This window comes from Formosa sp. S-31, assembly GCF_051172795.1.
Taxonomy (GTDB): Bacteria; Bacteroidota; Bacteroidia; order Flavobacteriales; family Flavobacteriaceae; genus Formosa.
Map to the genome: position 1 here is coordinate 736,247 of NZ_JAENDK010000008.1, position 12,510 is coordinate 748,756.

13 protein-coding genes are annotated in these 12,510 nt (G+C 34.0%); all 13 read right to left on the reverse strand.

Annotated features, from left to right (window positions below):
• Window positions 1-53: 53 nt before the first annotated feature.
• The 13 genes from cysN to I3217_RS12935 are packed head-to-tail and all read right to left on the reverse strand — an operon-like array spanning window position 54 to window position 12,503.
• The gene (cysN, locus tag I3217_RS12875; protein WP_435050169.1) at window positions 54-1,307 is read right to left on the reverse strand and encodes a sulfate adenylyltransferase subunit CysN; all 1,254 of its coding nucleotides are present in this window, start codon (window positions 1,305-1,307) and stop codon (window positions 54-56) included.
• Between the two features lie 32 nt (window positions 1,308-1,339).
• Window positions 1,340-2,248 (reverse strand): sulfate adenylyltransferase subunit CysD, encoded by a 909-nt coding sequence (gene cysD / locus I3217_RS12880; RefSeq protein WP_435050170.1) that lies wholly within the window; start codon window positions 2,246-2,248, stop codon window positions 1,340-1,342.
• 4 nt (window positions 2,249-2,252) lie between these two features.
• Entirely contained in the window at window positions 2,253-2,846 is a 594-nt protein-coding gene (gene cysC, locus I3217_RS12885) for an adenylyl-sulfate kinase (protein WP_435050171.1), read from the reverse strand.
• Window positions 2,846-3,259 carry a DUF2061 domain-containing protein gene (locus tag I3217_RS12890; protein ID WP_435050172.1) on the reverse strand — a complete coding sequence of 138 codons (414 nt, stop codon included), beginning with the start codon at window positions 3,257-3,259 and terminating at the stop codon, window positions 2,846-2,848. Before I3217_RS12890 ends, cysC begins: the two co-directional genes overlap by 1 nt.
• Window positions 3,259-4,053 carry a 3'(2'),5'-bisphosphate nucleotidase CysQ gene (cysQ, locus tag I3217_RS12895; RefSeq protein WP_435050173.1) on the reverse strand — a complete coding sequence of 265 codons (795 nt, stop codon included), beginning with the start codon at window positions 4,051-4,053 and terminating at the stop codon, window positions 3,259-3,261. The genes I3217_RS12890 and cysQ overlap by 1 nt, the downstream gene beginning before the upstream one ends.
• Before the next feature lie 3 nt (window positions 4,054-4,056).
• Window positions 4,057-4,908, reverse strand: a complete 852-nt coding sequence (rfbD, locus tag I3217_RS12900) for a dTDP-4-dehydrorhamnose reductase (RefSeq protein ID WP_435050174.1) — start codon at window positions 4,906-4,908, stop codon at window positions 4,057-4,059.
• Window positions 4,905-5,450 (reverse strand): dTDP-4-dehydrorhamnose 3,5-epimerase, encoded by a 546-nt coding sequence (gene rfbC / locus I3217_RS12905; protein WP_435050175.1) that lies wholly within the window; start codon window positions 5,448-5,450, stop codon window positions 4,905-4,907. The genes rfbD and rfbC overlap by 4 nt, the downstream gene beginning before the upstream one ends.
• Window positions 5,450-6,316, reverse strand: coding sequence for a glucose-1-phosphate thymidylyltransferase RfbA (rfbA, locus tag I3217_RS12910; protein ID WP_435050176.1), 867 nt, complete (start codon window positions 6,314-6,316; stop codon window positions 5,450-5,452). Before rfbA ends, rfbC begins: the two co-directional genes overlap by 1 nt.
• A gap of 2 nt (window positions 6,317-6,318) precedes the next feature.
• Window positions 6,319-7,338, reverse strand: coding sequence for a dTDP-glucose 4,6-dehydratase (gene rfbB / locus I3217_RS12915; protein WP_435050177.1), 1,020 nt, complete (start codon window positions 7,336-7,338; stop codon window positions 6,319-6,321).
• Window positions 7,328-8,410 carry a hypothetical protein gene (locus tag I3217_RS12920; protein ID WP_435050178.1) on the reverse strand — a complete coding sequence of 361 codons (1,083 nt, stop codon included), beginning with the start codon at window positions 8,408-8,410 and terminating at the stop codon, window positions 7,328-7,330. Before I3217_RS12920 ends, rfbB begins: the two co-directional genes overlap by 11 nt.
• 5 nt (window positions 8,411-8,415) lie before the next feature.
• Entirely contained in the window at window positions 8,416-10,104 is a 1,689-nt protein-coding gene (locus I3217_RS12925; RefSeq protein WP_435050179.1) for a DUF6909 family protein, read from the reverse strand.
• A 28-nt stretch (window positions 10,105-10,132) separates the two neighbouring features.
• On the reverse strand, window positions 10,133-11,632 hold the full coding sequence (locus tag I3217_RS12930; protein ID WP_435050180.1) for a GH3 auxin-responsive promoter family protein: 1,500 nt from the start codon (window positions 11,630-11,632) through the stop codon (window positions 10,133-10,135).
• A 1-nt stretch (window position 11,633) separates the two neighbouring features.
• A complete protein-coding gene (locus I3217_RS12935) occupies window positions 11,634-12,503 on the reverse strand; it encodes a M23 family metallopeptidase (protein ID WP_435050181.1) in 870 nt (289 codons plus the stop codon).
• Between the last annotated feature and the right edge of the window lie 7 nt (window positions 12,504-12,510).

Below are 12,510 nucleotides of genomic sequence, written 5' to 3' on the forward strand. Positions count from 1 at the left end.
TTTTTCAATATAAAAACGCAAAAATACTATTAAAATTCTGTAAACAAAGATATTTACACTATCATTCCTGCTGCTACAGTTTCATTAGTGTCATCATCAATTAAGATAATACTTCCTGTAGTTCTGTTTTCTCTGTATGGATCACACATTAAAGGCTTGGTGGTACGGATTTTAACTCTGGAAATATCATTCATTTTTAAATCCTTATCGTCTGTATTTCGATCTAAGGTATTGATATCATATTTGTAAACCACTTCTTTAATCATAGCCTTCTGCTCGTTAGAGGTATGACGTATACTATATTTCGCTCTTGGCTTAGCCGGCACATTATTCAACCAACATAACATCACTTCTACATCCTGAGACGCTTCCGGTTTGTTATTAGATTTCACAATCATATCTCCGCGGCTAATATCAATATCATCTTCTAATGTAATTGAAACTGACATTGGAGCGAAAGCTTCTTCTAAACTGGCATCTAAAGTATCTATCGACTTTATTTTAGATGTAAAACCAGAAGGCATGACAGTTACCTCATCTCCTACTCTTAAAATTCCACTGGCCAAACGCCCTGCATACCCACGGTAATCTCTGTGAGATTCGTTTTGTGGTCTTAAAACAGTTTGTACCGGAAAACGTGCATCAATTTTATTTACATCACTCGCTATGTGCATGGTTTCCAAAGTGTGTAATAATGGAGCTCCCTGATACCAGTCCATATACTCTGAACGATTTACTACATTATCTCCATTTAATGCACTAATAGGGATAAATCTAACATCTTTAACCAATAGCTTTGATGAAAACTCTTCAAACTCCTCAATAACCTTATTATAGGCCTCTTCAGAATAATCCACCAAATCCATTTTATTTATACACACAATTACATGTGGAATTTGTAATAAAGACGCTATAAATGAATGTCTTTTTGTTTGTTCAATTACACCATGACGTGCATCTACTAAAATTATAGCTGCATTGGCTGTAGAAGCTCCTGTAACCATATTTCGGGTATACTGAATATGTCCAGGAGTATCTGCTATAATGAATTTACGCTTTGGTGTTGTAAAATATCTGTAAGCTACATCTATGGTAATTCCTTGCTCACGTTCGTCTCTTAAACCGTCCGTAAACAACGCTAAATCTACACCTTCATGTCCTTTTTTCTTACTGGTGTTTTCTATAGCTTGTAACTGATCTTCGAAAATAGATTTTGAATCGTATAATAAACGACCAATTAAGGTACTCTTTCCATCGTCTACACTTCCTGCAGTTGTAAATCTTAATAATTGGTTATTATCTAACATATGTACGTATTCTTAAATGATTAATAGTTAATTTAAAAGTATCCCTGACGTTTTCTGTCCTCCATTGCAGATTCAGATCGCTTATCATCGCTTCTGTTACCACGCTCCGTTTGGCGCATACCAGAAACCTCATCAGCAATTTTCTCCAAAGTATCTGCATCTGATTCTATACCACCTGTAATGGTAATATCTCCCAAGGTTCTAAATCTAATTTTCTTAGTAACTACTTCTTCATGCTCTTCCAACACTAAAAATTCTGAATTTGGAATCCATGCATCTTGTCTCCAAACTACTTCACGCTCGTGTGCGAAATATAGAGAAGGAATATCGATATTTTCTCTTTTAATATAGTTCCAAACATCCATTTCTGTCCAGTTACTAATTGGAAACGCTCTGAAATGCTCTCCTTCAAAATGTTTACCATTAAAAATATTCCAAAGTTCCGGACGTTGGTTTTTAGGATCCCATTGTCCAAAATCATCACGATGAGAGAAGAAACGTTCCTTAGCTCTTGCCTTTTCCTCGTCACGTCTTCCTCCTCCTATAGCACAATCTATTTTATTAGATTCTATAGCATCTAAAAGCGTAGTAATTTGAAGTGCATTACGCGTTGCATTTTTACCCTTTTCTTCTGCAACACGACCTTCATCAATAGATTCCTGTACCGAACCCACAATTAAATTTACACCTAAATCCTTAATGATATCATCTCTGAATTTTATAGTTTCAGGGAAGTTATGCCCTGTATCCACATGCATTAAAGCGAATGGTATTTTTGAAGGATAAAATGCCTTTTTGGCTAAATGTGTAACTACAATAGAATCTTTACCTCCTGAAAACAAGATTACAGGATTCTGGAACTGCGCCCACACTTCTCTCAAGACAAATATTGCTTCACTTTCTAATTCGTCTAAATAATTTAAATAATACTTACTACTCATCGCTTTATATTTTTAATTTGGGTAATATATATTCTACTATTTTATTTGCAGCGTCCTCTATAGACACTTCTTCTGTTTTAATTTCAATATCCGGATTTTCTGGAGCTTCATAAGGAGCTGAAATACCTGTCATGTTCTTAATTTCTCCAGCTCTTGCTTTTTTATAAAGACCTTTTACATCACGGCGTTCACATTCCTCTACACTGGTATTTATATAGATTTCAACAAAGTTATCATCTTTAACTATGTTTTTAATATTTAGCCTATCTTTTTTATAAGGAGACACAAAAGCAGCCAGAGTAACCACTCCGGCATCAATCATCAGATTAGAAATTTCGGCTATTCTCCTAATATTTTCTGTACGATCTTCTGGTGCAAAAGTTAAATCGCTATTAATTCCTTTACGAATATTATCACCGTCAAGTGTATAGGTTTTTACTCCCTTCTCGAATAATTTCTGCTCTACAACATTGGCTATAGTCGATTTACCAGAACCCGAGAGTCCTGTAAACCAAAGCAAAAAGGAATTATGTGCATTTTTATTTCTACGATCACCTCTAGATATCTGATAATCGTGTGGTATAATATTCTCTTTCATTAGTCGTGTACTTTTCTGTTTTCAAGGCCGTAGTTAATTTTATACCATGCCTTTTCGTGTAAATAATAGAAGAACATTTTAGTTAAAACCTCTGTAAAACCAACTTTTAATCCGACAAGCGGATCTCCGGAAATTAACCAGGCCAGAGTCATAGTATCTAGGGTTCCTACCATTCGCCAGGTTACTGTTTTTAGCAAATGACGCTTATTACTTTCCGGCATGGGTACCTTAAACCAGGCACGCTCATGTAAATAATACAAAAGCATTTTAGTAGCCACCTCAGCAAAACCTATTTTAAGTCCGGTAAGCGGGTCACCAGAAATTAACCAGGACAAAATTATGGTATCTATAGTACCTACAATTCTCCAGGTTATCGCCTTTGCAATATGCCTTTTTCTTGAATTATCCTGCATTATTTAGACACTAAAAACCAAGGGTTTAATAAATTCTCTTTGTTATACAATAAGGGCTTATCTGTTTCCTTAGAGATTACTTCTATACCGACTGCATTACAAATAGCCTGACCTGCAGCTGTATCCCATTCCATGGTTGGAGCAAATCTTGGGTATACGTCTGCCTGCCCTTCTGCCACCAAACAGAATTTTAAAGAACTACCTTTAGATACAATTTCAACTTCACTACCCTTTTCCTTAAGTGTATCTACAAAATCTAAAGTCTCCTGACTCATATGAGAACGACTTCCGACAACCTGTACTAAATCAGAATTAGCTTCTTTAGGTTCTAGTACTTTAGAATTTTCAATTATAAAATCCATAGAAAATTCATGAGCGTTTAATACTGCTTTAAATGCTTTCTGATTTTTTACATCGGCATAATACAAGGTATGAACTGCAGGTACATAAATAACACCTAAAACAGGGACTCCTGCCTCTACTAAGGCTATATTTACTGTAAACTCACCATTACGTTTTATAAACTCTTTAGTTCCATCAACGGGGTCAACAACCCAACAGGTATCCCATGTTTTCCGTATTGTAAAATCAGTCTGCTTATTTTCTTCACTAATTATGGGTAATTCTGTTGGAATTAAAAACGAATTAATGATATCATTAGCTTTTTTGTCAGCTTCAGTTAAAGGTGATTTATCATCTTTCAATTCAACATCAAAAGGTGTATTATACACTTGCATTATCACCTCTCCTGCTTTAATCGAAGCTTCTATGGCGGTTTGTAATAGGTTATTCATATTTTATAATTTGTTAATAGCGTGCTTTAAACTATCTCTCCAATAAGGAATTTCTAGTTTAAAAGTTTCTTTTATTTTCGACTTATCCATAACGCTAAACTTAGGCCGCTCGGCCGGTGTAGGATACTCTACTGATTTAATAGGGTATAAATGTATGGAAGTTTTTCCTAATTCAAAAATTGCGTAAGCAAAGTCGTACCAACTTGCAACACCTTCATTACTATAATGATATAATCCATATTTAGAATTATCTTCTAAAATGATTTTCAGCATAACTTCAGCTAAATCTGTAGCATAAGTCGGTGTACCAATTTGATCTGCCACAACTTTTAACTCAGTTCTGCTTTCAGCCAGCTTCAACATGGTTTTCATGAAGTTATTAGCATGTTCTGAATACAACCAGGATGTTCTGAAAATGAAAAATTCTTCACAATAATTTTGAATTTCCTGTTCTCCCTGCAATTTGGTTAAACCATAAACCCCTAAAGGATTTACTTCGTCTGTTTCTTTATACAAACTAGACGACTTTCCATCAAATACGAAATCTGTAGATATATGTATAAGTTTTGCTTTATGGTTCTTACAAGCGATTGCTAAATGTTTTGCTCCATTCTTATTGACTTTAACTGCCAATTCCATCTCAGATTCTGCCTTATCTACAGCTGTATAAGCCGCACAATTAATAACCCAATCAATTTTATTGTCCTTAAAATATTGGTTTACCTTGTCCTCAGCTGTAATATCCAAGTCTTCAGAGTCCGTATAAATACATTTTACGAGGTTAATTTCTTTAGTAACATCTTTTATGCATGCCGCTAATTGTCCGTTTCCTCCGGTCACTAAAACGTTTATCATACAAAAGCATTTTCTAAAGTTGGTAAAACCATATCTTTTTCGGAAATCAACATTTCGCTTTCATCAATTTCCCAATCGATATTTAAAGTTTTATCATTATAAATAATCCCGCCTTCTGAATCCTTATTATAAAAATTATCACATTTATATGAAAAAATTGCAGTCTCGCTCAAAACAACAAAACCATGAGCAAATCCTCGTGGCACGAATAATTGTTTTTTATTGTCTTCTGTTAATTTAACAGTAACGTGTTGACCAAAAGTTGGTGAGTTTTCTCTTAAATCTACAGCCACATCTAAAACTTCTCCTTTAACTACACGAACCAATTTTGCCTGAGCATGTTCTCCTGTTTGATAATGAAGTCCTCGTAATACTCCTCTAGATGAAAAAGATTCATTATCCTGCACAAAAGTTACATCTTGTTTAGTTAATTCTTTAAATTTAAGAGCATTAAAAGTTTCCAAGAAATACCCTCTTTTGTCACCAAACACTTGGGGTTCTATAACAAAACAATCTTTTAATTTTGTTTCTGTAACTTTCATTATTTTTTATTTAATAATCCCAATAAATTTTTCCCGTAACCACTCTTTAGTAATGGTTGAGCCAAGGCTTCAAATTCTTCTGCAGAAATATAGCCCATTTCATATGCTGCTGCTTCTATAGAACCTATTTTCAATCCCTGACGTTCTTCAATAACCTCAACAAATTGCGATGCCTGCATTAAAGACTGAAATGTTCCTGTATCTAACCACGCTGTTCCTCGATCCAAAATACTAACATTTAATTTACCTTGCTCCAAATAAACCTTATTAACATCGGTTATTTCTAATTCTCCACGGTGACTTGGTTTAATATTTTTAGCAATTTCAACCACAGAATTATCGTAAAAATAAATACCTGGTACTGCATAATTGGACTTTGGGTTTACAGGTTTTTCTTCAATTGAAATTGCATGTCCTTCTTCATCAAAATCCACTACTCCATAGCGTTCAGGGTCATGAACTCTATAGGCATAAATAATACCTCCTTCTGGGTCGTTATTTGCCTGTAATAAGTTGGCTAACCCAGTTCCATAAAATATATTATCACCTAAAATTAAAGCCACTTTATCATCACCTATAAAATCCGATCCAATAACAAATGCTTCTGCAAGCCCATTAGGGTGTTCCTGAACGGCATATTCAAAACGGCATCCAAATTTCTTTCCGTCTCCAAGTAAATCCTTAAATAAGGGTAAATCCTTCGGAGTGGAAATGATTAAAATTTCCTTTATACCGGCATACATTAAAGTAGACAATGGGTAGTAAATCATGGGTTTATCGTAAATAGGCATTAATTGCTTACTTACTGATAATGTTAGCGGATGCAGTCTGGTACCTGACCCTCCGGCTAAAATAATTCCTTTCATAATTAATTTTTATATTTATTGATATACCATTCAATGGTTTTCTTAATACCCGATTCAAAATTTTCGTCAGCCTTCCATCCTAATTCATTTTCTAATTTTGTAGCATCAATAGCATAGCGAAAATCGTGTCCCGCACGATCTTTAACAAAAGTAATTTGCTTAGTATAAGACTCTTCTTTTGGTTCGATAGCATCCAGAATACCACAAATGGTATTGGCTATATACAGGTTATCACGTTCATTTCTTCCTCCAACATTGTAAGTTTCACCAAACACCCCATTTTCATAAACTAATGCAATCCCTTTACAGTGATCTAACACATATAACCAGTCTCGGATATTTTTACCATCGCCATAAATAGGAATTTCTTCACCCGATAAGGCTTTACGTATAATGGTTGGAATTAATTTTTCATCGTGCTGTTTTGGTCCGTAGTTATTCGAACAATTTGTCGTTAACACATTCATTCCATAAGTATGAAAGTAACTTCTTACAACAAAATCAGAAGAAGCTTTCGAAGCACTATATGGACTATTAGGTGCATACGGTGTAGATTCTAAAAACAAACCGGTTTCACCCAAAGTTCCATATACTTCATCTGTAGAAATATGATGAAACTTATTATTTTCACACCCTTCTTTAAATTCAAAAGGACCATTCATCCAATACTTTTTAGCAACATCAATTAAGTTGAAGGTTCCAAAAATATTAGTCTGAATAAAAGCATCAGGATTTTTAATAGAATTATCTACATGAGATTCTGCAGCAAAATGAATTACTCCAGAAAAATTATATTTTTCAAATAAATCTTCAATTAATGCACGATCACAAATATCCCCTTCTACAAATGTGTAATTAGAGTTATCTTTAACCTCCAAAAGATTGGCTACATCTCCGGCATAAGTTAATTTATCCAGGTTAACAATATGAATATCTTGATTTTCTTCTAAAAAATAAGTAATAAAATTAGAGCCAATAAAACCTGCTCCACCGGTTACTAAAATTGAAGTGTTATCCTTCATAGCTTTTTATAAATTTAAAGATTTTTGATGCTGCAATTAATACATAGAAAATTATAAATCCGAGTATTGGTAAAACCAATAAATATCTTTTATAAATTTTAGATGATTTATAACCTACTTCCTGAAAACCTGATACAACATCAAATAAAACATCTTCTTTCAATCGTTCTTCTTCCAGCTCCACTAGTTGATGTCTTAACTGGACTTCTCTATTAAATAATTCGTATTCTTTGGTTACAGACTTATCTTTTTCAAATGTCAATCCATCTCCAATTGTTACTCCTTTTCTCGATTGAGACTTCGATTCTTCCTCTAAAACAGATATATAAACCTTTTGCAAGGAGTCAATTTTACTTAAAGAACCGTATAAATTTTTCTCTTGAAACTCTAATAATTGATTCTTCTTTTTCATTAAAGTCTGCGAATATTTATTCTCAAACGTTGTACTTAATCCTTTTTCTAAATTTTGAAATATATTATTCTTTAATGCTTCGACATTAATTTTAAAAATTTTAGATGAATAAATATCTCTCCCCTCTAAATACTTCTCGTAAGTAAAATTATTAGCTGTTGCAGAATCTGCAGACGATAAAAATTCTTCATACTCTAATAAACGATCTGATTCTGATTCTGGTCCAGGTTCTACTTCAAAATACTTTATGGATTTAGCTGTGTTTTCGTCTACACCAAATATTCTGGAAATATTTGTATAATCTTCATTTTCTAAAAGCGAATTATAGTAATCTATATTATTTACCAACTGATATTTGGAATCATAATACGGTTTAACCAACATAGAAGAACTATATACAACAGGTCTTTTCTTATCAACAAAAAACCCTATTAAAGCCAAAACAGCCATAACTATAGCAAAAATCTTTGCGTAATTAACAATCGGTTTTAAAGTATAAATAAATGCCTTAAAAAGCCCCTTAAACAACCTTCCTATAAAATTGAAAAAGTTAGAAAACCCTTTCCCTATATAATTAAATAAGACTATTAAATCGACTTCTTCTGAAGAGTTTTGTTGGTTTGGTGGTAAGTTAGATTGGTTTGGCAGGTTTGTATTCATTGAAATTAATTAAAAATCTGTTCTAAAATTTTTCTAGTTATTAAATAAGTAGGTTTTACTCCTGTGGTTCCCAAGCCTCCCGAAGCTAAAGTACTTCCGGTTTCCAACGGATTATCACTGGCATAATAGGCATATCTCACTTTTACGTCTGTTCCTATATTTCCTCTTACTTTAGATGCCGACTGAATAGCCTTTTGATAGTGTGCCCCTTCCATTTCTAACCCAATAACATTCCAGGTAGAAGTATAAAAAAACTTTAAGATGTCCTTATTCTGAAGTGAGGTTCCCAAAACCGTAATCATAGCACCTTCAAAAACATCTATACCATTATCATCCAGATCGGACTTACAAAGTTCATTTTTAAACGGATAATTATCTGCTGTACCTTCAAAGATATGAGCAGAAGGAATCATAATATCGCCTTTTACCCCTTCTAATATACCGGCTTTCCCCATTATGGAAACGGAATCAACTTTTAAATGCACTTTATTTTCTCCAACTATGTATGGTTTTAAAAGTTCATCCATAGTTTCATACGCCTGTTCTCCAAACGCATAATCCATAACTAAAATTACCGGAGCCTCCTCGTTTATTTTTTCAACATCACATTTCAAATCTGTTTTGGAGAAATCGATTTTCTTAGTATCAAAAATCTGAACATCAATATTGGTTCCCGAAGTATCTTCAACAAAAATCATCCCCTTCTGCAATGCCTCTTTATTAACTTTTTGTCTAAAAGCTGTATTTTCACTTTGACTTATGGCCTCATAAACTTCGAATATGTCCTTCTTGTTTACCAGAGTTTTTAAGGCGTTAGGTGCAAATAGCGCATTCATAACACTATGCATATTAGCACTTATAACATGAATTGGGCGATCTAAAAGATTATTTTTATATAAAATTTCTTTTATATTATTAGCCCAAATTTCTCCATGTATATGATGCCCTAAACGTTCTCTAAGCATAGGACTAAAACTTACGGTACGTTTGTGATTATTTACTTGTTCATCTATAGCCAGTTTCCCTAGCCAATAAACAATATGTAAAAAGCGCTCCGGGCGTTCTGGTGTAGAAAAACTATTGTAAACACCAGTAATTTCACTAAAGGTTCTCCCTAAAATATTAGCTGTATGTGTAATTGCAACTTCGCGTTCTTGTTGCGTTATTTTTTTACTTTCAAGAACCAGCTTTTCTAATTTAACCCAGTCTCTTGATGTTGTTCCTTCTTCATCAACAATAACACGTTTACTAATTTTATGAGATTCAATAAAAAGAAAAGTTAAGTGCGTTAAAATATCATAGATTTCAGATCTTCCTCTGGTAATCTCAATATTCATTTGCTCATCGTCTATTCTGTAACAGTTACGACGGCGTTTTGGAGGAATTATTGGTTTAAAATGTGAATTTATATACCCTTCATCGCTGGTTAAATTTATAAACCGACATTCTTCTATACCGTATGGCAATCTGTCCATAACATACAAAAGACCTTCCAACTCAGCTTTTTCATCTGCTATTGAGCCGTAAATTTCCGGACGTAAAAGTAACAAAGCTTCTCTTAAGGTTTCACCAGAAACACCCATGGGCTTATAAAATCCGCGATTAAATAAATGCCTCATGGTAATATACATGCGCTCTATAGCTCCAGAGCTTTCCTGTGCTCTCGTCCTCTCATGAAGTTTATTATTACTCATACACACATTTTAGCACGCTAATATAATACTATTTTGTTACTTTGAGCTGATAGAGGCTATCTGCTATTTTCCTGTCATTCGACAACCTTGGTATCTTGTTTTGTCCCCCGAGTTTTCCTATAGACTTCATATAATCCTGAAAGCCCCCTTTTTTAATTGGAGTAATTTTTAAAGGTTGCAGTACATGTCCTTGAATTAAATCGAAATAATAGCTGTTTTGTTTCTGAAGTGCTTCATCTAGATTTTTAACCAGATGAGCAATATTTTCTGGTTCATTTTCAAACTCTACAAACCATTCGTGATATGGCAATCCACTTTCCGGAGTTATTTGAGGGGCAACAGTAAATTCTGAAATTCTTGTCTCTGTATCCGCCGTTGCTTCTTCCATTGCCTGTTCAACCTCTTTACCAATTACATGTTCTCCAAAAGCTGAAATAAAATGTTTTATCCGTCCTGTTACAACCACACGATACGGTTTTACCGAAGTAAATGCTACGGTATCTCCAATATTATAAGCCCATAAACCTGCTGTAGATGAAATAATCATTACATAATTTACACCAGGTTCGACATCTTTAATTGTAATGCGCTTAGGTTTTTCTTCAAAGAACTCATCTGCTTTAATAAACTCATAAAATATACCTGAATTTAATTGCAGTAACATGCCCTTTTCATTCTGACTATCCTGAAACGCAAAAAAACCTTCACTTGCGGGATACAGCTCTATACTATCAACTTTCCTTCCTATTAAGTTTTCGAATTTAGCGCGATAAGGCTCATAATTAACACCACCGAAAATAAACAGATTAAAATTCTTAAAAACATCTCCCACCTGTTTTCCTGTTTTATGCTGAATTTTCTCGAAATACATTTGTACCCAGGAAGGAATTCCGGATATTATAGTCATATTTTCAGGTAGGGTTTCATCAACAATAGCATCCACTTTGGTTTCCCAGTCTTCAATACAATTCGTTTCCCAACTTGGCAATCTGTTTTTCTGGAGATATTTAGGGACATAATGAGCTACAATTCCAGAAAGCCGACCTAAATTAACCCCATTCTTCTTTTCTAGTTCCGGGCTACCTTGCAAAAAAATCATTTTACCATCAACAAAATCAGTTTTACCCGTTTCATAGATATACATCAATATGGCATTTCTGGCCGCATCGATATGCGTAGGCATACTTTCCTTGGTTATTGGAATATATTTAGCACCAGATGTAGTACCTGAAGTTTTTGCAAAATATAAAGGCTTTCCTTTCCAAAGTATGTCTTCTTCACCTTCAACCACGCGCTCAACATAAGGTTTTAAATCCTCATAATCTCTAACCGGTACGCGGGCTGTAAAATCCTGATATGTCTTTATTGTATTAAAACCATGATCTTTACCAAACTGCGTATTTTTTGCTTCAGAAATCAGTTGCTTGAAAACATTTTCCTGAGTTGCTACAGGAGCCTTTGCCCATTTCTGAATGGTATAGTTTATATATTTGGCAAAAGGCTTGGATAAAGCTGCTTTTATAGACATATTATTTAAAATCGATAAAATTAATTGGATTTATAGGATAGCCATCGCTCCACAGTTCAAAATGCAAATGCGGGCCGGTAGTATATTCGCCGGTATTTCCGGCCGTAGCAATAACTTCTCCCGCCTTAACTAAATCTCCCTGAGATTTTATTAATAATGTATTGTGTTTATATACAGAAATCAGTCCGTAACTATGTTCTAAAATAATAACAAAACCAGTTTCCGAGGTCCATTCTGCAAATATTACACGACCATCGGCAGTCGCTTTAACAGGAGTATCTTTAGCAACCACAATATCTACAGCGTAATGTTTATCCTTTACGTTGTAAGGTTCACTTATTTCACCTCTAACCGGCGGAAATAATATAAAATTGGCTGCCGATGTGGCTGACTCAAATAAATTGTATTTATCCTCCTTATCTACTTTTTCTCTTAAAATAGAATCGGCTTTGGTCGGATTAAAATCTACCTGACTTGCCTCTAATTTTGTTGCTGCTATAATGGAATCCTTATGTACATCTCGTGCACTTACCTCACCCTGAAGTACCTTTTTAATCGAAGCGTAATATTGCTCATTATTATACACGACCTGTTGCAACGAATCGGTTTTATAAGTTAACTCTGTAGCTTTCTTTTTTAATGCTGCTGATGAATATCCCGGAATATACTCTCTTAAAGGTGTAAAGGCGATTAAAAAGGTAGTTGCTGTTATTAAAAAAATACTTAGTAAAGACAAGACTACAAATACATTTAATCGTGTAAGTTTAAATGACAGTCGTTCCTCGAAGGTATCTTCGTTTAAAATAACCAAACGGTACTTATGCAGTAATTTTTTAGCTATTTTTTTGTTTTTCTTTTTTCCTGATTCCATTGTAAAA

Excerpts from the sequence above, each read along its gene's own strand:
- cysN (WP_435050169.1), bottom strand. The coding sequence starts at position 1,307 with ATGTTAGATAATAACCAATTATTAAGATTTACAACTGCAGGAAGTGTA.
- cysD (WP_435050170.1), bottom strand. The coding sequence starts at position 2,248 with ATGAGTAGTAAGTATTATTTAAATTATTTAGACGAATTAGAAAGTGAA.
- cysC (WP_435050171.1), bottom strand. The coding sequence starts at position 2,846 with ATGAAAGAGAATATTATACCACACGATTATCAGATATCTAGAGGTGAT.
- I3217_RS12890 (WP_435050172.1), bottom strand. The coding sequence starts at position 3,259 with ATGCAGGATAATTCAAGAAAAAGGCATATTGCAAAGGCGATAACCTGG.
- cysQ (WP_435050173.1), bottom strand. The coding sequence starts at position 4,053 with ATGAATAACCTATTACAAACCGCCATAGAAGCTTCGATTAAAGCAGGA.
- rfbD (WP_435050174.1), bottom strand. The coding sequence starts at position 4,908 with ATGATAAACGTTTTAGTGACCGGAGGAAACGGACAATTAGCGGCATGC.
- rfbC (WP_435050175.1), bottom strand. The coding sequence starts at position 5,450 with ATGAAAGTTACAGAAACAAAATTAAAAGATTGTTTTGTTATAGAACCC.
- rfbA (WP_435050176.1), bottom strand. The coding sequence starts at position 6,316 with ATGAAAGGAATTATTTTAGCCGGAGGGTCAGGTACCAGACTGCATCCG.
- rfbB (WP_435050177.1), bottom strand. The coding sequence starts at position 7,338 with ATGAAGGATAACACTTCAATTTTAGTAACCGGTGGAGCAGGTTTTATT.
- I3217_RS12920 (WP_435050178.1), bottom strand. The coding sequence starts at position 8,410 with ATGAATACAAACCTGCCAAACCAATCTAACTTACCACCAAACCAACAA.
- I3217_RS12925 (WP_435050179.1), bottom strand. The coding sequence starts at position 10,104 with ATGAGTAATAATAAACTTCATGAGAGGACGAGAGCACAGGAAAGCTCT.
- I3217_RS12930 (WP_435050180.1), bottom strand. The coding sequence starts at position 11,632 with ATGTCTATAAAAGCAGCTTTATCCAAGCCTTTTGCCAAATATATAAAC.
- I3217_RS12935 (WP_435050181.1), bottom strand. The coding sequence starts at position 12,503 with ATGGAATCAGGAAAAAAGAAAAACAAAAAAATAGCTAAAAAATTACTG.